Genomic DNA, 19,180 nt, shown 5'->3' with positions numbered 1-19,180 from the left:
CTCCTCCACCGAATTGTTCAACCGTGTATATTAGGAAAAGGAAAACCAGGACTTCCTTGCATCTAAAACAAAGCCGGTTTTCTCATTGCTCCTCGCCCCAACAATGGATAATTACCGGTTACGCCTTGCTGAAACTTTCGTGTAGCGCGGCATTTGAATTTGGAGTCAGCGGCACTTGAATTTGGAGCAAAATTATTGCTCAAAATGAAGCCTTAAAGCCCTTTCAACACCCACTTAATGACCTCATGAATGCCGCCCGATTCAACTCATTAGTGGTTTTATGTTCTGCCGATGCTTAACAACGTGTCGTCGCATGGCACATCACCGATATCATCCTTCGCCTTTTTGGGGCAGCCCTTGACGAATAACAGGACGTTTTGATGTGCTCGGGCAAGCTTCCGATCATTCTCAAAATAACCCCGGCTGCGGATTGGCACGGTGCCCAACGCATTGATCAGAACTGCCTCGCTGTGATAGCCCAGGCCAGCGTCTTTGAAGGCCGCGCGGACCACGTCTGGGAGGCCCCTGTAGTTGCCTTTTTTGTCGCGGATATCGGAGACAACAAACGCCGCAAAGCGGTTGTCAGCCAGCCGCGCCGACGCCTGTTTGATCGAATGCGTCAATGCGCCAGCAAAGGTGTCCCACGGCATGGCCGAGATATCGTCTGGATGATCAGAATAGACCTCCAAATCACCGTATGGGGGACAGGTGAACAGAAAATCGGGACGCTTGCGCAGGCTCTGATAAATCGAACGTGCACAAGCGTCCTTTTCCTTCCAAATGGGTTTAGGGCTATCGCGGTTGAGCAAAGCTTTGGCTTGAGCCTGGTTGGCTTTGATTTGCTCGGCGCGGATGTCAAAGCCGATGTATTCGAGCCCCAGCTTTGCGGCCACAATTCCGCGCACGGAGCCGCCCGCGAAAGGATCAAAAACCAGCCCGCCGCGCGGCACAAACCAGCGATACATCAGCTCACATAAAACGGGGTCAAAAATGCTGGTTGTCACCCAACTGGGGGCCGATTCTATAGGAGTTTTTGAACTATTGGGCTTTCCCTGTTGGGCCTGCCACGCAGAAGATATTGATGTGAAGGCATTGCCCCGACCACGTTCGCTTTGCAGACCGATGGCCAACCATTGGCGTTTGCGCGCTTGCCACCAGCCGGAACGGGCGTCGAGGGTGGAAAATGGCGGATAAAAAAAGTCCCTATAAAGGGCGTCTTTAGAGGTCTTTAAATGGTGGTTTTTCGGCGCTTTTGCCATGAACGTCTACCTTCAAAGGTGACGCTCGCGGGCGTTCGGTTGGGGGGCTCTGTTTGGCCCTCAATACAAGAAATGTCTTACAACGTGGACACTTTATCTCAAGGGCCTTAACGGTTCCTTTCGCGAGCAGCTTTTTGCAGCTCGGACAATGAATCGACTCCATGGTGTGTTTTCGTCCAATATGCCCCCGCCTGTGGCACAGGTGGCGGGTCGGCCTGAATGAGGCCTGTTTTGGTCGAGGGAACTGCATTTTCCCGGTTCGAGGTGCTGGCACACCTCTACCCCCGCCAGGCCGCTATTGGCCTTTTGGGGAAATGCTTTTGAGCCACCGCTCCCGGTCCATCCAGAGCGTTGGCTGCGTTTCATATGAAATTCTGAGCGGGTGTTTAGGCTGGCCGTGTTTGGTCAGGCCGAGGCAATACAGCGGCGTGCCCATGTCATAGCAGATGATCTCCAAGGCCTCGCGCCAACGTTCGCGGCTCTGGCCTTTGAGGGTGCCGTCGTTGCCCCAAGCGGCGATGGTCATTTCACCAGCGGCCCCGCACCCGCAATGCTGTTCGAGATATTTCCAATTTTCCGGCCCGACAGGATCATCGACCTGGCGCAATTCGCTCGGATTTGTGGCGCGGTAGGCAAACAGGTTGATGACCCGGATGCCGCCATACCCCATGCGCCTGGCGCGGCCCATGCACAAGCGGATCGTGGCGTCATCGATGTCCGCATCCGCCGTCGATGGGTTGAGCATGATGAACACCAGGCGCGGCTTGGTCTTGTCCCAACGCCGCCACAGCATGTAGCGGTATTGTCCACATTCGGAAATGATCGCGCCTTTATCCATCATGCCGCCCCTCACACCCACACCAGCGCCGCCAACACCGCATCGATCTCGGCTTCGGTGGTGGCGGCAGCGATGTCGGCTTTGGCTTGCACGCGGGTGCGGTTGATGGTCGCTTCGACGGCCAACCAGGCTTGGCGGGTGGCCTCGACCACCACGGCAACCTCATAGGCGTCTGCGGTGATCGTGGTATCTGCATTTTTCATGATGCCGACTTCGGAATCGAGCAGCACATAGACGCCCGGCGCGGGCGGGCTGGCGGGGGTGTGAGCGGCCAAACACTCGCGCGCCTGGTCCGATTTCTCGCGGTAACTCATCGCCTGGCCATCGCCGGGGGTGATGTAGCTCAACCGTGCCGCCTCGGCTTGTGCGTCGATGGTGCGCTTGGCGTCGGCTTGCACCTCGGCCAGTGCCGGGCCGACGTAGGCCGTCGGGGTGATGGCTTGGGCCTTGATGGCTTCATAATGGCGGTTGCCATCGATGGCAGGGATCGACACTTCAACGCCATCGATGTCGGCGGCGATTTGGGTATGGGCTTCGTTAGAAAAACGTGCATTCGAAATTGTCATTTGCATATCCATGATTAAATCTCCGCATCTATGTCGATATAAGCGGTGGTGGAATTATTGGCCTGAATATGCGCGCCATTTCCCGCCGTCAGACCGGATGCGACGGTAGCAAGGATTGTGCAGCTCTCTCGACCGACGTCTTCAGAACCGATTGCCGTCATGGCCGGTGCAGACACACCCGCATAAACCCGGAAATTGCTCGCCGTATCAAAGGCCAGCGTCGGTGAGGTTCGCTTGGTCGCAAAATCAATAATTCCCCTCGCCTGCGTGCCGGAATTGACGTGACCACAGGCAAAAGTTCGATATGCCACAGTCGCAGTCCTTCTTTCAAAATACCATTTGCACAGCCCCAACTCGACACCAGGAGGCCTCTGTTCAAACGGCGACGCAACGAGCCCATATTCGAACTGCACTTGCGCCAAATCATAAATTACCGCCCCACCTGCCGGGATGATGTTGATCTCGACATAGCTGTTTGTTCCGATGGTCTTGCCCGATATCGAAGGCAGTTCAATCGTGGCGGTATATTTGGCCCAACCGGTGCCCACATTGGCAGATGACAAGGTGACAGTCGCCGCGACCGTCGCCGATCCGCCGGAGCCAAAAATCTGGTTGACCGTCACATCATGCGTCGTCACTGCACCCGCTTTGGCATAAAAAGACAGCGTTGCCGTTTGACCCGCCAAGGTTCGGACGTCTTCGATTTTATGGCGTGGCCAAGCCGCATTGTCCGCCTTGTCGAGGCGCAGGAAATACGTCGGCTCGCCCGGTACGTCTGTTTGCCCGGCGGAGAAGCTTTGTCGCGAAACCGTAATCGCCGTCGGCGCGGCGGATGTTCCGATGTCCCAGCGGTCGGCGGTGTAAATATTGGTGGCCGTGAAGTTGGTCCCGCGTTGCCACACATCGAACCTGCCGTTGATGATCTTGTTGCGAAAGCCCTGAAGCGGACCGGCCAATTCAAGCGCCGTTCCCGCCGCGTTGACCTGAAGGCTTTTGCCGTAGTCCGCAGTTGTCAAAGCCGCTTCCAAGCCGGTGCCGCCGTCTCCCGGCGCGACGGTCTTTCCCGCCGCCAAGACGATGCCGCCGTCTTTCAACAACGTGCCATCGACCGTCACACCGGCATCGGCGGTCGCCTCGGCGATCTGGTCTTGATAAATCTTATCGCCCGCCGCGCCCAGCACTCCGGATAGGTATGCGCGCAAATTGGTGAAAAAGGTTTTCGCCGCCGCTTCCGAGGCCGCGTTGGTGATGTCTGTTTCTGGGGGTAACGCCGTCATTTTCTTACTCCTTGAATGGTCGCGTCGATAAGTCCCGAAGTTGCAGCAAGCCCGGCTGTGCGCAGCTCGATGAGCGGCCCCAGCGCCGGGTCTTTGTCGATGACCCGCCAGGTCACCGCATCGCCGCCGTCGTCTTGAATGGAAATGTTGACCGCCTTGATCGAACGCATGGCGCGGGCCAACGGCACCCGCGTGCCCGCCGCCGAAATGACGACGTCTTCGACCTTTTGCACATCGTCTTCCAAATCGATGGTCGCGCTCAGCGTCGTGATTCGCCCGCGCGTCACCCCGGACGGCGCGGTGATGCGAATGTCGTGATCGCCCTCGGTGGTGCGCACCGGGCCGGAATAGGCGCGCCAGTCGTCTTCGTGCCAAAACGTGGCTGTGGGGTCAGTCCAAAAATCAGCGTCCGGATCAATCCAAAAGGGCCGTCCATAGCGAGACCGATATTCAACCGACAGCGCGCCGCGACCCGCGACATCGATGCTCAATATGCCCGGCCCTTCTGCGACAAAGCCGTCTTGATAGGTCACCGCGTTGTAAATGGCCTGCCAAAACGGGGCCGCTTCATTGGCCCAAAAAGCCTTTGTATCGCCGATCCAAAATGGGTTCTGATTGGCCGTCCAAAACGGTTCCGTGTCCCCGGCCCAAAACGGCGTGGCCCAGATCGACCAAAACGGCGTGCCGGGGTCATCGGCCACAACCTCACCGCCCGCGACCGCGCCGCCGGTGACCGTACCGGCGAAACCCAACGCGCCAAGATCAACGCTTTGGATCACGTTTTCGACCAAGCGCTCGCCCAGGTTCATCACCACCACGGCGGCGTTGTCCGACTCGTTGCCGCTGGTGTCCACGGCCTTGGCCAGCACCGTGTAGGTGCCCGTCGTCAAACGGTCGGTCTCAAACGGCAACGCGGTGACCAGCTCATCGTGCAACGGCAATCCCGACGCCCAATGGCGCGCACTGCCGACGTGGTATTTAAAGCGGAACCCGGCATGATCCGGGGCGCGGTCGTATTCGGCCTGAAACCGCCGCACACCACTGGCCGTTTCTTCGACCGTCAAGCGGCGCAAATCGCCGGGGCCTTGCACATCGCCCGCAATGGTTACGCTTGCCGTCGGCGCGTCGTCGATCGACAACTTGCCGCCCAACCGCCCGACCGCCAGAACCGCTAGCGTGACCGTTTCGCCGACCGTCACGCCCTGAAGCTCATAACGCCCCTGGGTCACCGGCATTTGATAAACCCAGATGCCGTCGTCCGTCAGGCGGTAAACCTCATACGCGGCGGGCAAGGTTCCATCGGCGGGCGACCACGTGGCCAACACGGACGAAATCGGCATGCCCGCGACGAAGGTGATGCGCTCGACCACTTGCAGGTGGACAACCGGTTCCGGCGCGCCGGTCAGCCGGTTGCTGACCGTGCTGGTGATGTGCGCCGGGATTGCTTCCTGCTCGATGGTGTGAACTTCCGGGGCTTCGTCGGCAAACTCGCACCGCGCGTCAAAATCGTCGTTCAGGCGGCGCACTTTTTTGCAGATCAAGCGCCGGGTTTCAAAATCGCGTTCGCCAAACGTCACCAGATCGCCCGCGCCTGGCTCGGTGTCGGGGTCGATGGGGTTGATGCGGTCGATGGGCGTTTGCAAGGTCAGCGTTGTTTGTTCACCCGCCACGGTATCCACCAGCTCATAGACGGAGCTGTTGTCCTTGAGCCTGATTCGAACGCAATAGGCTTTCGCGGCTTCCATGATCACCGGGGTCTTCAGGGTGATGGCGATGATCTGCCCGCCGCCGTTTTTGGTGACGCTGGCGATGTCGCCCGTCGCCAAGCCCCAACGCGGGATCGGATGGGCAACCCGCACCACCGACCCCACGGTGAAGGTGAGGTGATAAAGGCTCAGGCTCAAAAACGTCGTCGCGCGGCGCAATTGCGTCACTTCGAACCAATAGGTGCCCTCCCTGTACGCTTGTTCCGCGGTTGGGCAGCCTTCCAATTCCAACGCCTCGAACAAGGTCGCGGTATCGGCGGTGTAGCCTTTGCGATAGACGATCACTTCCTTGATGCCGTCGTCCGGATCTTCATAGCGCACCCGCAAGCCGTGGGGCAGTTGCACATAGGTGATGCGGCGCGCAAAATTCCAAGAATTTTCCGGCGCGACGATGGCGTCTTCGGACCCTTTGGGGCCGTCGAACACCACCGAATATTTGCCCGCGATCTTGACCAACTGGCCACGCGCGGTGGCGCAAATGTCTTGGGCCTTTTGCAAAACGCTGGTGCGGTAATCGACCAGGTGCTTATAGCGAAAACGCGGGCCGGTGCCGTTGGCGGGAACTTCATCGCAGAACGCGGCAAAGGCGCGAAACGCCGCCAGGTCGATGCGGTTGGGCACATCGGCCAGGGCGATGGCCTTGCGGTTGGCGCGGCCCGTCAAAACGTGAAACGCCAACCAGGCTTGGTTTTCGGTGTAGCGCCAATCCCACACGTCGTTTTCATCGGGGTAATAGACCAGCGGCTCGACCTCGGCGGTCAGCTGATCGACGATGTCGTGAAAATCCTTACCGGTTTTGTAACGGATCGCGCCGGTGGCCAAACCGCCCAGGCCGATGGGGTTCGATGGTGAAATGTTCTTGACCGTGGCGATGCGGCATTCGTCGCGGGTGCGCAGCGAGGTCGATTCCGCGTTCAACCGGGTGATCTGGACCTCATAGCACGTGTGATCCGGCATCGTCAGCCGACAGCTGCGCAGTTGCGGGTATTCGCTGTCGCCGCGCAGCTCCCACACGTCGGCGCTTTTCCATTTGACCGCGCGGCCCTCTGATCTGCCGTGGTTGGTGTAATGCTCCCAAGGGCGGCTGCCAAAGTACGCATCGCCAGCCACGTCGGGATGGCGGGTCAAATACCAAGCCGCGTCGAAATAGGTATCGGTTTGCGGTGCGTGGGTGGTGGTTTCCACCACGGCCCAATCGCTTGTGCCTTTCAGGCGGCGCTCGATGCGCAGCCGCACGGCGGTCGATGCGGGCGTACCGTCGTCGGTAAAATACACCAGCCCGGACGGAAAGGAAAAATCCAACACCGCCTCTTTGCAGGTGCGGGTTTCGACGACGACGGGGTCGTTATGGGCCAGCGTGCGGTTGTGCTGGTCGCTTTTCGGCGTTTCTGGATACAGGGTCAATTCCGCATCGTCATCCCAGCCCTCGCGCAATTCCAGATCGTAGTCTTCGTATTGTTCCAACGGCGTCGGGCCGATTTTCAGGTTCTTGATCCGCGTCGGCCCCACGCCGAACACCATCGGTTGGCGCAGATAGGTGTCCGCGCCGCTGGCCTCGATATACGGTTCCGCCGCCAAACGCGGCGCGATGCGCCCGCCGCCCAACGGCTGGGGGATCGGCCCGAACGGGTCGGCGGTGTTGCGCGTGCCGCTCACCTGGCGCTGTTGACTGGACAACGACCGCCCATCGCTGGCGAACCGCCCCTGTAGGTTGGACAGCGTCGGGCGCGGCGCGGGGGCGATGGAATTGATGATGGTGTTGCCGATGGCGGTGACCAGTCCACTGGCGAGTCCGCCGATGGCCTTGGCGGCAAAGGAGCCCGCCGCAACACCCATATTTGATACAGCATAGGCGGATGCCCAAGACGCAACACCATAACTGGCCGCGATCACCGCGATCATCAGCAACGTGCGCATTGGGTTCTTGCCGCCGCCGCCCTTGCCGGGGCGGATCGCCAGCGACAAGATCATCCCCGGTTTGGGCTTGATCATCGCCCAGCGTTCGCGCGGTACCGTCATTGGCGCAATGCGCGGGTCCGGATGGGCGATGACGATATAAAGCTGCCAATCCGTCTCGGCGTTCAGCACCGCCCGCGCCAGGTGCTTGGCGGCGACCAGTTCAGCGACCAGCTCCAAAACGGTCCGGTCCGCCGCCCAGTCCATGCGCACCGGACGGGGATCGATCACCGACCGGCTGACCATCAAATGCAGAGGGTTGGAATTGGACATGTCAGTGGGGACAGGCAGATTAGACATGACGCCCCCCAAGACTTTTCGCTATGCTCCACAGGTGATTGCAGGGAGCAAAATGATCATGAAAAAACTTTGTAGCACGATGCTGTTGATCGCAACGGTCACCGGGTGTGTTGGTTATGACTCTAGAACCGAGTTGACCGCAAACACCCAGAGCGTCAATTTTAGCGTTCCTGGAAATTATCAAGCCGTCTTTCACTGCTATTCGCCACAGGCACATACGGGTGTTGGACTGGTTTTTAACGAGCTTAATCTCGCTGAACACCACTACACCATTGATGGTCGATGGGTCGGAATTGCGGAGTTCCGTCGGTCGTCCGATCACGTTACGGATGTTAGCCTTCGATACACCGTCGAAGATGTGCGTGAACGTGAACGGGCCATTATCGAATCCTGCGCCAGCCAATAACGTCATGACGCACCGCCCGGCCAGGCGTAATAGCCCACGACCTTGCGCTGTGGCCACATCAAACCGCCGATGCGATCTTTGTGCACCTGGTTGGCGTCGTCGTTGACGTGAATGAAGGTATCCGGTCCGATCATCACGCCGATGTGGCTGTCTTGCCCTTGCACCTTCAACAGCACGCCGCAGCCGATTTCGGGCTTGTCGAGTTTGCGCCATGCATCCAAGCGCCCGGCGATCAGGCCGCGAATGTAAGCCACATCCTCGGGTGAGAAGTTTTCAAGGAACATCGGCAGCGTCTCGCCATATTCCTCGCTCCGGATCAACCAATACAGCCCATAGCAATCCACGCCGTCGAAATCGCGGCCTTTTTCGACGAACGGCAGTCCGATGTATTTGCCGACCCAGCTTGGTTCTTGCGTCATCGATGTAACCCCGGTGTTTCTTTCGGTCCGAACGACGGCCCCGGATAGGGCTCTTGGGCGAAGCCGTCGTCGGCGCTCAGCTCGCCGTCGATCATGGCTTCGCCGATTTCGACGGACGTGAACTGCATGCGGATCGGCCCCATCTCCGGCTCGTCCGGGGCGCTGGCCATGATCACCTCAAGATCGACCTCGGGCGGATCGACGAACGTGTCGAACACCTCCATCGGCGTCTTAAACGCGGCCTGATCTTCAGGGGACAAGCGCGACAGATCGCCTTCGCCCCAATTTTCGATGCTCACCGGCACGCGCGGCGGGCGGTCCGGATCGTCATCGGGCAAGCCCACCTCAAGCGGCATGGCGACATAGGTCTTGGTGTTGCGCACGATGTCTTCGGTGTTCGAAACCATGCGCAGCGGCTGGGCCAGTTCGGGGTGCGTGACCGTGAAGCAGGTCAAAAACACTTCCTCGCGGTCGCGCTGCACTGCGGCTTTGGTCGCGGCGGTGGTTTTCAGGTGGCCCGGCATTATGGTTCAATCTCCAACTGGACCGGCAGATGCCATTCCTTGGCACCCGGCTGTGGCTTGAAGTGCAAATCCTGTTCGGCGCGGAAATAACACGTGATCGCCGTCCCGGTGCGCGGATGGGTGAAGGTGAACGGGTTGATCCCATCGACCAGGGTCACTTCGTAAAACGTCAAAAACGTCGCCACCTGGGCGCGGGTGAAGGGCAAGGTGATCGACAACGGAAAACGCGGCGGGCGGGTGTATTTGCGAAACCGCAACGGCACACCCGACGACGTTTGCTTCTCCTTGATGTTGGACGGAATGACCTCGTCATAACCCGCGATCAGCGGATCGAGCGGCAAGTCCAGCGGCCAGGCTTCAACCATCCCGTCAGCCCCTCGAAATCAATGACGGCGTCATGCCGTAAGTGTTGTGCAGCGCTTTTTTACCGCGACCGTTGGTCAGCGAATTTTCCACCGCCTTGTCGATCATCACATCCAAATCGAAGCCGCCATCGGGGCGCGCCGTGGCCTTCACCGACGACGCCTCGATCTCGCCGCCGGTGCGGTTGTCGATGTTGAGATAGAATTGCGGCTGCATCACCACCGGCCCGGCCTGATATGCGCCCGCGCCCAGATTGTAGCGGTGGCGCGGATCGCTGCGCGTCAGCACTTCCTCGGTGTCTTCCAAGATCGTCGGCACCTCGCCCCGGCGCAGGCCTGAATAACCGTTGTGAAAGCGAGGTGCATTGGCGAACAGGTCGGGCGACACGTTGCGGGTGCGCTGGGACTGCCCGGCCATGCCGCCGCCATGCGAGACGTTGGTCGACACGGTCCCGGCTTCTGATACGCCGGTACCACCCCCGCCGAACTCGAACAGCGAGCCCCAATCGACGGAGCCTAAGAACCCCGCGATCGGTTGCGAGATTTGCGTCTTGTAAAAAATGCGCAAGATGTCATCGATGATGCTGTCGGCCATTTTAGCGAACGATTGAGAAAGCGATGTGGTGCCGCGCATCAGCGACGTAAAGGCGGTCTCCCCAGCGCGGTCTAAATTCTTCATCGCCTGTTCGGTGTGCGATGCCATGTCACCGGCTTCGTCGGCGATGTCTTTCAGGCCGCGCGTCACACCCGCCGACCATTCACGCGACGATCGCAGATCCTCTTCCCGCGCGTCGGCCAGCATCTTGGTGTAGACCTGTTCGACCTGGTTGGAAAAGTCCGTATAACCTTCTGCGGTCTCATCCAGACCCGCCATGGCTTGGTTGCGCCATTCCATGGCGGCATCCGCCGCCTGCTCGTAGGTTTTGGACAGCTTTTGAAATTCACGCGTGATGTCTTTGGTGGTTTTTAGGTCATGGCCGGGACCCGACGCGACAGGCGGGCTGGACGGCGCTTCAGCACCGCTGCTTGTGCGAGCGGCTTGCGATTGGGCCATGCGCGCAAAGATGCCATCGACAACGGCCTGGGTGCGGGCTTCAAGGGTTTGTTCAGGCGGTTGAATTCCTCCATCACGTTGGTTTCCAGCACCACGCACCAATGTAGGCAGGGCATCCGCACCGGGATTATTCTGGGCGTTGGTCTGATCTTGACGGTCCAACATGCGCATGACGATTGGCGAGACGTCGCGCCCGATGGATTGGTTGAAATCATATTGCTTTTCATCCCACCATTGTGAGAACGAATCCCAAGCCCCCATGCCTTCGTTATCGCTTTCGAAGGCCCCGCCTTTTTCGGTGGCACCGGCCCCCAACTCGCTCATGTGCTTGTTGGCATAGGACAGCGCACCCAAAACGATCATGCCTTTTTTGCCCAGGAACAACGCACCGATGAGGCCCCATTCGCGCACGAATTCCGGCAACTGGCGATAGCCGTCCCAGATGTCGCTGATGCCGTCCCAGATCGTGTCCACGGCGGGCGAAACCGCATCGACGATGCGCGCAGTGCCGAGCATGATTTCAGTAGCCATTTTTACGATGTCTTGGCCCATTTCTTGGGCGTGTTGGCGCACCCCGTCGGCATTGGTGGTGAATTCATCATCGATGGACTGAAACGCAGCCTTGAGGAAGTCATACGGTCCACTGTCCATCACCATATTCTGGTACTGGAACCATTTGTCCCCCATCATTGATGTGATGCCCGCCCAGGTGTTGGCGAGCTTGGCAGTCGCGCCCTTGAACTTCGAGTCAATGGCCTCCCAAGACGCAAACAACATGCGTTGCGTTTCTTGGGCCGAGTAGCTGACGCCCGCCTGAAAGCCGAGCATCGCCAATACGCCGCGTTCGCGAAACAGATCAGCCGACGCTGCGCCCGCACTCATCATGCGGATGACTTGTTCTGTGGCTTGTTGGATGGGCAATCCCGACGCGGCGGCGAGGTCTGCGATCAATGGCATCCAGCGTTTGACTTCTTCGACACCGCCTTTGACCACGCCGGACAGCTGGGTCGCAGCGCTCATAATTTCCTGATACTGAAACGGCACCCGTCCGGCGAAATCGGCCATGTCCTTAAACAGGCGGTTTGCTTCACCGATGGAACCCAACATCACTTCCAGGCGTACGCGGTATTGTTCCGATACGCTGGCGGCATCGATGAACGACTTGACCACCCGCGCGGCCATTCCTGTAGCCAGCGCCAACATTGCAGCATGGAGCATCCGCGCGCGCCGCTCGGCACCGTTGAAACTCTGCCCCATGCGTTTGGTTTGTTCATTGAGAAGTTTAGCTTCGCGCGCGGTGCTCTTGCTTTTGCGACCTAACTTGTCGATGTCTTGCGCACCACGATCTGCATTTTTTCCGGCTTTTTTTGCTTCTTTGCCAAACTTCTCAAGCTCTGCGGTGGAAAGGCGAACTTCACCCACAAGGCCGTTTGCATCGGCCTTCAGGGTAATGCCCATTTGGATTTGTTCGCTCACCGATGGCTCTCCGCAATTTCACTTAAGGCCGCGTATTCCATGACGCGCAGTTTGTTGAACAGTTTCGGCGTTGTTTCGATCCCGGCCAGACGCGCGGTGGGTTCAATCGCTTGGTAATCAAGGCCCATCGGCGCACCGTCGAGACCGGCGAAACGCCACTGTGTTTTCAACATCACAAACAATCTCACTGCATCGGCATTGGCCGGGTGTATCAGCAAATCTTCCGGCTCATCTTCACCACACCATTCAGCGATAGCTTCAGGCGGTACGCCGAAAGCTTCCAGGTCTTCTATGACGTCTTTTTGCCCCTGGCTTTCGCTGCGCGCCGCTGAGCCCTGGACCCACCGGCGGGCGACGTCTCTGAGTTTTTTTCCTCTATGCCCGCGATAGAAGAGAAGAACGCCCGGATCATTGCGGCGCGCACATAAGTGATCTTCAACAGCTTATCGCGGTTGGTTTCGTTGAACGGTAGGTCCTGAGGTTTTTCACCTTCGGTGGTGCTGGCGATGGCGACACCTTTCCAGCCGACCAGAACTTCCTTGAGCAGGTCCACATCATCGCCGTCGCGGTCAGATTCCAGCAACTCGTCGATTTCGTCCTGGGGTAAGGCCAGAAACTCGGCTTCGAAAGTTTCTTTTTCAAACCTCCCACCATCGACCGGCTTGCTGGCGGTGATCGGCCAAAAATAGGTGTAGTCATCCTGAATAACGAACATGTTTAAGAGTCCTTAAAAGGGGCCTTTAATGGCCTTTAAAGCTGATTATTTAACGGTGATCTTCAGCTCGTCGTCGCCGGTGTTGGGCGTCACGTTCAAGCTCATGTCCAGCATGCTGATCCCGTCCGATTCCGAGTATTTCGGGCTCTGGATTTGCACCTTCGGCGCATCGAACTGGACGATGTTGCCCGCCGTGAGACCGTGCACCACCTGCACCGCATCGAGCGTCGCGGCCTTGGCGATGGTGAAGAAGTTCTTCGTGCCCAACGCCGGAGCCTCGAAGCTGGTCGAGCCCTTGGCCTCGCGGTCGCCGAAGTTCACGCTTTCGGAGTTCACCAGATCGCGGTGCTTGACCACGTTGCCGAGGTCGAATTTCACGTTGGCCATCACGCCGCTGTAGCCATGCACCGTGAACGTCGGCGTGTTGGCGTTGTTGACCGGGATCGGCGTGGTGAAGGCGGTGAAGTCCGGCGTTGGCAACGCAGCCGCGACCGGGTCGGACCACAAGCCGATGAAGCGGAATTTGAAGTGCGGAATTTGGTTTGCCGCCAGCTCGATCGTGACGTTGCCGCGCGCACCCAACAACGGGTGAAGGTTGCCGTCGTTGTTGAAATAAAGCGTCGCGGACTCTTCGCCGGAACTGACCGGATCGTATTGAACGTCGGTCAACGCCGTGATGGTTTCCGCCATCGCGCAGGCGCGCAGCAACGGACCATAAGCCGGCGCGGTGCCTGCCGCGCCCGCGCCCGCGATTTCGACGGAAAATTCACACGACACATGGGTGCCGACCGGAATGGTCGGTTCCGAGCCCAAAGTATCGCGCACCAACCCGCGCGATGCGTTATCGCCTTCCAACGGGTTGATGGTGACGTCCGAAATCATAATCGCGTTTGCGGCACCGGTCGGCACCGGGTCGGTGCCATAGACCGTCTCGGTCTTGGCGAGGATGACCTTTTTTCTCCACTTGAGCGGCATGGCTCACTCCTACTTGTTCGCCGCGATCGGGGCGCTTGCCGGGACCGGGTCTTGGGTTGGGGACTGGGTTTGGGCGTTGCTGCCCGGTTCGCTCGACGGCGCACGATCCACGCGCACGCCTTGGGCGTCGCGCGGCGCGTTGCCGTCCGGGTGATCCTGGGTCGGCGCTTCGACCTGTTTGATCTTGCCGCCCTTGGTTTGTTCGTAGCGTCCGCCGGTGCGTGACATGACGGGTCTCCTTTACTCGTAGTGTTGGGTGAACAGGGTGCAACGCGCCGAATGGCACAGCACGCCCGAAAACATCACAGGCCCGCTGTCATCGACTTGCAGACCCGCCGCTTCGTTGAGGGTCATGGTGTCGATCAATCCGCCCAGATCGTCGTCGGCGCGAATGGCTTTGCGCACCACCTCAAGCTGATCGTCGAAGGTTTTCTCACTGGCCTGATCGTCTTCAAAACTCAGATATTTGCGCACCTGCCATCGGTTGGTGACGATGTCGCGGCCCATGCTTGGGCTGGCGACCTTTTGCGACACGCGGCGGATGATCCAGGCGTTGATGCGATCGGTGGCGCCATCGACAAACATAAGACGAAACTCGTCCTCGTCTTCGGCATAGCGCTCGAAATCGTGAACGGTGCTGCTGGCATCATTGGCCGCGATCAATGCCTGGATGGCCGCACGGATTTGGCTCAAGGTCGCCATCACGTCGCCCCTTTTGCTAAGTTGCGGACGATGCGCGCCTGCATGGCTTCATACATGCGCGCGATTTGCGGCTGGTTGGCGTTGAACGCATTGGTGAACATGAACGCACCTTCGGTACCTTCCCTGGCGATCTTGGTGGAAATCGCCCAGGCCACACGCTCGCTTTCCTCCGGCGCAATGTTGAGCTTGTGCTCGACCCAATCGCGCAATGGCTCGATCGGTGGACGGTGAGGCCTCGACCCAAGTTCAAGAGGAACGATGTACGCCAGCGGCGAACCGACCTCGCCGATCACGCTCTCGGCCAGGCGCTGCGGTTCTTGAGCCGCGATCGATCCACTTGCTCCGCTGCCGCGACCGCCAACACCCAACGGCGTGCGTTCCTTGGTTTCGCGTTCCAGCAACATCGTCGCGGCCACGGTCGTGCGCACCATCTCGTCAAGCGCCATATCCGGCGCGACGCGAAAAGCATGGGCCAGGTCGACCACACCCTGCATATCCAGATCAATTCCCAGGCCGCTCATTTATCTGAACCTCCGGGGATGCGTCAGGCGGTCGCGCCCGCGTGAATCGTCCATCTGGAGATTGACCACGGCACCGGCAGCAACGTTGCGCTTGGGGTCCAGGCCCAGCTCGTCGAAATAGCGCTGGCGTTGCTCCTTGGCACGCCGCGCATACCCGCCGCCGATGCTGCCGTGATCGACGCTATCGGATTTGAGAGTGGATTGTTTTTTGCCGGTGTGCAGCGCCGCCAATTGATCTAGCAGCACGGCTGCGGCCCAGGCGGACACGGCTTCTCGGTCGTGTTCCGGTACGGTGTCGGTCACGCCATCGACGGTATGTTTGGCGGTGAACCGCACGCGCAATGTGGCATCGGCGGCCATGGTTTCGGCCAGCATGATTTCAAAGCCGTTGAGGCCTTGGTACAGATCCCAACCTTCCGGGTTGAGCAGTGCCGGGGGTACGTTTCCGATTGGGTATTCCAATTCGGTGATGACGCTGAATTCGGCTTCCCAGCTGGCGGGCAGCGCCTGAAAAGAACCGGCCACGCAGGTCACGTCCTCGGTGACCACGCGGGGCCGGTCTTTGGAATAGCGAAGAACGGCGAGCGCAATGGCTTGGTCGCGATCGGCGGTGGTGATTTTACCACCGCTGTCGCGGACCAGATCGTCAACCAGATCTTGAAAATCTGAAAGCGCCATTGCACTCGCCCCGGTTAATTACGAACGACGGTAAGCAGGACGTCGATGTCATCCCACGTCGGAGAGGTGCCGCCGATCGCCAGATCGATGGTGATCACGCTTTCATCGGCGACCTGGGAACTAGCGAGGGTGGCCTCCGCCACCGCACCGGCCGTCACCGCAACCGGCGCAGACAAAATCGTGGTGCCGTCATCTTGCACATCGACGGTCAAGGTCGGCGTTGTGCCGCCCGACGCCCGCGCCGATGCAGACACCCCCAGCACCTTCGCCTTGAACGGCAATTTGATGCGCGCGGCGGCGGCAGTGGTGGCGGTGAACTGGCCATCCAGGTGAACCGGGATCAACACCACACCGGGCGTGGCCACCGACACATTCGCGGTGGCGGCGTAGGTGGGGGTTACGGGAGCCATCAACGCGATCGCGCCGAGGGCGATAACGGCGGTGATGCCAAGCAACAACTTCTTCATTTGAATTCTCCTAGAGGGTGGGGAGGCCGCGCCGCATCGCGCCTCCCCATGCTTTTGGCTCAAAGTACGGAGCCTTCAGGTATGGCTGGCCTGGGTTAAGCGACCACGGCCTTGTGAACGCCGCGATGGTCGAGCGCCGCGCCGCCGTAGATGTGGCGGATCTTGTAGGTCAGCTTGTCGTGGCTGAACATGGAGCCGGAGTTCGGAGTGTCCTGGACGAACAGTTCCGGTTCTTCTTGGCCATCAAGGAAGCCCAACTCAAGGGTCGGAATATCCGCCGGGTCGGCCATGGTCACCCAGTCGGTAGCGTCGGTCCAATACCACACCGGGATGATGGTCGGCTTGAGTGTCTGCACAAACGTTTCATCAATGTTGGTGTTTTTCTTGAACAGATCCGTGGCGGTTTCTTCCAGGTCGGCGGGAACAATCAGATATTTGATCGGAATGCCCATCAATTCACCCGAGTCCAGTTCCGTCTGTTTGCCGTGCAACAGACGTGCAGCGGCAAATGCAGCAGCGGACAAGGCTGTCGCGCTGAGGTTACCGTGACTGGCATGGAATAAAGCCACGGCGTCATAGCTCATGGTCGGCGGGACGCGCAGGAAATCCATCACGAACTTGCCGAGTGTGCGCTTGGCACCGCCAGACAACTTGGTCGGGATGCGACGAATAACGCCGCTGTCATCATTCTTGATCGTTTCCAAGGTGACGTCTTCGGTGCCACCACGTTTGGAGACCGAGTAGCTGACCTTTTCATCGGTCGGCGAACTCAACGCGACGTAGGGGTCACCTTCTGCAACAGCCGGAAGATCACCATAGCCGCCCCAACGGGTGCGGTCCTGGGCGCGGAAGTCATTGACGTTGACCACATCGACCAGCGGACGCCAGATATCGTAGATGCCTGGCATGTTGTAATCGGCGATCATACGCCGGGTGATCGAATCCCCCAGGACCGCGTCGAAGGAAGCGGTGTTCAAGGATTCACGCAAGCGCGCTTCATCGCAGTTTCGCAACTGACCGGTGATGTTCTTGTCGCCGGTGATGTCGACGTAGCACTCTTTGAACGAACGGGCATGGCGATGATCTTTGTGTTCCTTGTCGAAGAACGCATCGAGCATCATGCCAACTTTTTCGAAGCGCGTTTCACCCATTTCGATGCGGCTGGTGTCGCCTAGGCCCCGAACCGCACCGCTTTCGGTGAAGCTGGCGAGGTAATCGGTTTCGTCGGTGATGGCTTGATTGACCTGGGCTTCAGTGAAACGGTCCCGATCGGCAAACTGGCCTTTGAGTTTTGCCTTGGCCTTGGGCGGAAGGTTGGAATTATCGACCGCTTCGCGCATATATGCACGGCGCTCGATCATCACCAAATCGTTTCGGGTGACAACTTGGTCGTCGTCGTTTTTGGCTTCGCGCAGTTGGCCGTCTTCGGCTTTGCCGTCGCCTTTGTCGTCTTTGTTTTCCTTCGGGGCCATGGCTTCACGCATGATGGCTGTCAGGTCTTCGTCGGACATCGACGTGATGTCTTTGCCCTTGAGCAGATCGGGGCGTGCGCCTTCGATCAACTGGATGATCTCATCGCGATCCATGACGGAGGTCTCCTTCGCTTCGATGAGGTTGATGACCTCGCCGCCAGCACCAGGCTCGACGATCAGGTCTACGGAATGAACTTTGGAAATCTTTTGTGCGGCGCGCACTTTGCGACCGCCGTGGGTGGTGAACTTGGCGGGGCCTTGGGCGTCGATGGAAAACCCGAACAGGTTCGTCATGTTGCGACCCCACGCTTCGCGCAGTTTGACGGCGACGTCGCCGTCGGGCTCCAACATCTGCAGCGTGGCCTGGATCTCGCCGTTGTCCGCACCCTGGCCTTCGATGAAGACGGGATCGGTCAAACGGCCTACCAAGTTGCGCACGTCTTTGCCTTTGCCCTTCAGATGCTCTTCGTCGGATTTGACGAATACGCGCACGCCGTCGAACATCGACAGCGCCTCACGCAGCACCTTGTTGGGATAAAAGTTGGCGTTGCCCGACACCCCTGCGCGGATCACGCGGATGCGGAACTTGGCTTCTTTGGCTTCGCCGACGGCTTCGATGAACACGCCCCGGCTAGCCGGTTGGGTGGTGCCAGCGGGTTCAAAGGTTTCTTCGACCTCGGAGGCATCTCCCAGGGCGACGGTTTTGTCATCGCCGATCACATACGCCGAACGGTAATACTTGCCGTTCAAACGGAACACCACGTTATCGGGATACAAGGCCTCGATATACGGGTACGGCCCATCACCGACGCTGACATGGCGTTGGCGCAACGCGGCTTGCAGCAGATCCATCAATTCTTGATAGCTGCCCGCCGCCGCTTCGCGCAGCGCCTTGTCGCCGATGATGCCGGTGATGGGGACCGTCTTCATATCAGACGTCCGCGCTGGTGAGCTTTTGGCCGTCAACGGTGACGACGGTGATCACCCCATCGTCGCCCAGCTTGCAGCTGAGAACGTCGGCGGCGGTGATGGCGCGCTCGATGACCACCGCGCGGCCCTTGTCGTCGGTGACGACTTTGCCCTTTTCGATCTTGTGGACGCGGACCGTACCCTTGACGGCCTTGACCGCTTCAGCGGGGGTGAGTTCTTCGACTTGGACGGCGTCGGCGACGTCATCTTTGGCAGTCGGTGCGGCGGGGCTTTTGTCAGCCATGAAACCTCTCCATAAAGAATGCAGTTGCTGTGATCGTCTTCAACGGAAGACAAAAACGCTCAAGCGGTGGGGATCACCACGGTGCTGCATCTTTGCAAGGGGAGAGGATGTAAATAAGGGCGCAACGTTGCGCCCAGGCCGCCGGACAGGGTTCGTCCGCGTTTTCAACCCATAGCGCAATTCGATGGATTTCACAACGCGCAACCGTGCACAAGTGCATTTTCGGTGTGAACC

Annotated in this window: 21 protein-coding genes; 1 reads left to right on the top strand and 20 read right to left on the bottom strand. The window is 59.2% G+C overall.

The window, feature by feature from the left end:
* Positions 1 to 278 precede the first annotated feature (278 nt).
* The 6 genes from VIN96_RS14980 to VIN96_RS14960 form a co-directional block, all read right to left on the bottom strand.
* Positions 279 to 1,259, bottom strand: a complete 981-nt coding sequence (locus tag VIN96_RS14980; protein ID WP_331897246.1) for a DNA methyltransferase — start codon at positions 1,257 to 1,259, stop codon at positions 279 to 281.
* Entirely contained in the window at positions 1,219 to 1,422 is a 204-nt protein-coding gene (locus VIN96_RS16715) for a Com family DNA-binding transcriptional regulator (protein ID WP_414675626.1), read from the bottom strand. The genes VIN96_RS14980 and VIN96_RS16715 overlap by 41 nt, the downstream gene beginning before the upstream one ends.
* Positions 1,423 to 1,554: 132 nt before the next feature.
* Positions 1,555 to 2,100 (bottom strand): DUF1643 domain-containing protein, encoded by a 546-nt coding sequence (locus VIN96_RS14975; protein WP_331897244.1) that lies wholly within the window; start codon positions 2,098 to 2,100, stop codon positions 1,555 to 1,557.
* 8 nt (positions 2,101 to 2,108) lie between these two features.
* Positions 2,109 to 2,663, bottom strand: coding sequence for a hypothetical protein (locus VIN96_RS14970; protein ID WP_331897243.1), 555 nt, complete (start codon positions 2,661 to 2,663; stop codon positions 2,109 to 2,111).
* A 14-nt stretch (positions 2,664 to 2,677) separates the two neighbouring features.
* Positions 2,678 to 3,940, bottom strand: coding sequence for a hypothetical protein (locus VIN96_RS14965; RefSeq protein ID WP_331897241.1), 1,263 nt, complete (start codon positions 3,938 to 3,940; stop codon positions 2,678 to 2,680).
* On the bottom strand, positions 3,937 to 7,962 hold the full coding sequence (locus VIN96_RS14960) for a phage tail protein (RefSeq protein WP_331897240.1): 4,026 nt from the start codon (positions 7,960 to 7,962) through the stop codon (positions 3,937 to 3,939). The genes VIN96_RS14965 and VIN96_RS14960 overlap by 4 nt, the downstream gene beginning before the upstream one ends.
* On the opposite strand from VIN96_RS14960, the gene VIN96_RS14955 reads away from it, so the two are divergent.
* Entirely contained in the window at positions 7,961 to 8,368 is a 408-nt protein-coding gene (locus tag VIN96_RS14955) for a hypothetical protein (protein ID WP_331897239.1), read from the top strand. The genes VIN96_RS14960 and VIN96_RS14955 overlap by 2 nt on opposite strands.
* A gap of 2 nt (positions 8,369 to 8,370) precedes the next feature.
* On the opposite strand, the gene VIN96_RS14950 is transcribed toward VIN96_RS14955, so the two are convergent.
* The 14 genes from VIN96_RS14950 to VIN96_RS14885 all read right to left on the bottom strand — a co-directional run bounded on the left by VIN96_RS14950 (position 8,371) and on the right by VIN96_RS14885 (position 18,946).
* Positions 8,371 to 8,787 (bottom strand): hypothetical protein, encoded by a 417-nt coding sequence (locus VIN96_RS14950; RefSeq protein ID WP_331897237.1) that lies wholly within the window; start codon positions 8,785 to 8,787, stop codon positions 8,371 to 8,373.
* Complete coding sequence (locus VIN96_RS14945; RefSeq protein WP_331897235.1) at positions 8,784 to 9,311, bottom strand: DUF1833 family protein; 528 nt, start codon at positions 9,309 to 9,311, stop codon at positions 8,784 to 8,786. The genes VIN96_RS14950 and VIN96_RS14945 overlap by 4 nt, the downstream gene beginning before the upstream one ends.
* On the bottom strand, positions 9,311 to 9,676 hold the full coding sequence (locus VIN96_RS14940; protein WP_331897233.1) for a hypothetical protein: 366 nt from the start codon (positions 9,674 to 9,676) through the stop codon (positions 9,311 to 9,313). The genes VIN96_RS14945 and VIN96_RS14940 overlap by 1 nt, the downstream gene beginning before the upstream one ends.
* Before the next feature lie 4 nt (positions 9,677 to 9,680).
* Positions 9,681 to 12,203, bottom strand: a complete 2,523-nt coding sequence (locus VIN96_RS14935) for a phage tail tape measure C-terminal domain-containing protein (protein WP_331897232.1) — start codon at positions 12,201 to 12,203, stop codon at positions 9,681 to 9,683.
* Positions 12,200 to 12,421 (bottom strand): DUF1799 domain-containing protein, encoded by a 222-nt coding sequence (locus VIN96_RS14930; RefSeq protein ID WP_331897231.1) that lies wholly within the window; start codon positions 12,419 to 12,421, stop codon positions 12,200 to 12,202. Before VIN96_RS14930 ends, VIN96_RS14935 begins: the two co-directional genes overlap by 4 nt.
* A 71-nt stretch (positions 12,422 to 12,492) precedes the next feature.
* Complete coding sequence (locus VIN96_RS14925; RefSeq protein ID WP_331897230.1) at positions 12,493 to 12,918, bottom strand: hypothetical protein; 426 nt, start codon at positions 12,916 to 12,918, stop codon at positions 12,493 to 12,495.
* Between the two features lie 45 nt (positions 12,919 to 12,963).
* Positions 12,964 to 13,893 carry a phage tail tube protein gene (locus VIN96_RS14920; protein WP_331897229.1) on the bottom strand — a complete coding sequence of 310 codons (930 nt, stop codon included), beginning with the start codon at positions 13,891 to 13,893 and terminating at the stop codon, positions 12,964 to 12,966.
* A 9-nt stretch (positions 13,894 to 13,902) separates the two neighbouring features.
* The gene (locus VIN96_RS14915; protein ID WP_331897227.1) at positions 13,903 to 14,121 is read right to left on the bottom strand and encodes a hypothetical protein; all 219 of its coding nucleotides are present in this window, start codon (positions 14,119 to 14,121) and stop codon (positions 13,903 to 13,905) included.
* A 12-nt stretch (positions 14,122 to 14,133) separates the two neighbouring features.
* Entirely contained in the window at positions 14,134 to 14,595 is a 462-nt protein-coding gene (locus VIN96_RS14910) for a hypothetical protein (RefSeq protein WP_331897225.1), read from the bottom strand.
* Positions 14,595 to 15,116: a hypothetical protein gene (locus VIN96_RS14905; RefSeq protein WP_331897223.1), complete on the bottom strand. Its 522-nt coding sequence runs from the start codon at positions 15,114 to 15,116 to the stop codon at positions 14,595 to 14,597. Before VIN96_RS14905 ends, VIN96_RS14910 begins: the two co-directional genes overlap by 1 nt.
* Entirely contained in the window at positions 15,117 to 15,794 is a 678-nt protein-coding gene (locus VIN96_RS14900; RefSeq protein WP_331897221.1) for a hypothetical protein, read from the bottom strand.
* A gap of 14 nt (positions 15,795 to 15,808) precedes the next feature.
* Positions 15,809 to 16,261 (bottom strand): hypothetical protein, encoded by a 453-nt coding sequence (locus tag VIN96_RS14895; protein ID WP_331897219.1) that lies wholly within the window; start codon positions 16,259 to 16,261, stop codon positions 15,809 to 15,811.
* 95 nt (positions 16,262 to 16,356) lie between these two features.
* The gene (locus VIN96_RS14890; RefSeq protein ID WP_331897217.1) at positions 16,357 to 18,663 is read right to left on the bottom strand and encodes a hypothetical protein; all 2,307 of its coding nucleotides are present in this window, start codon (positions 18,661 to 18,663) and stop codon (positions 16,357 to 16,359) included.
* A gap of 1 nt (position 18,664) precedes the next feature.
* A complete protein-coding gene (locus VIN96_RS14885) occupies positions 18,665 to 18,946 on the bottom strand; it encodes a hypothetical protein (protein ID WP_331897215.1) in 282 nt (93 codons plus the stop codon).
* Positions 18,947 to 19,180: the final 234 nt, after the last annotated feature.

Source organism: Magnetovibrio sp. (assembly GCF_036568125.1).
In the GTDB taxonomy this organism is placed as follows: domain Bacteria; phylum Pseudomonadota; class Alphaproteobacteria; order Rhodospirillales; family Magnetovibrionaceae; genus Magnetovibrio.
Note: the sequence above shows the minus strand (reverse complement) of the source record. Positions and strands in the feature narration are given on the sequence as shown.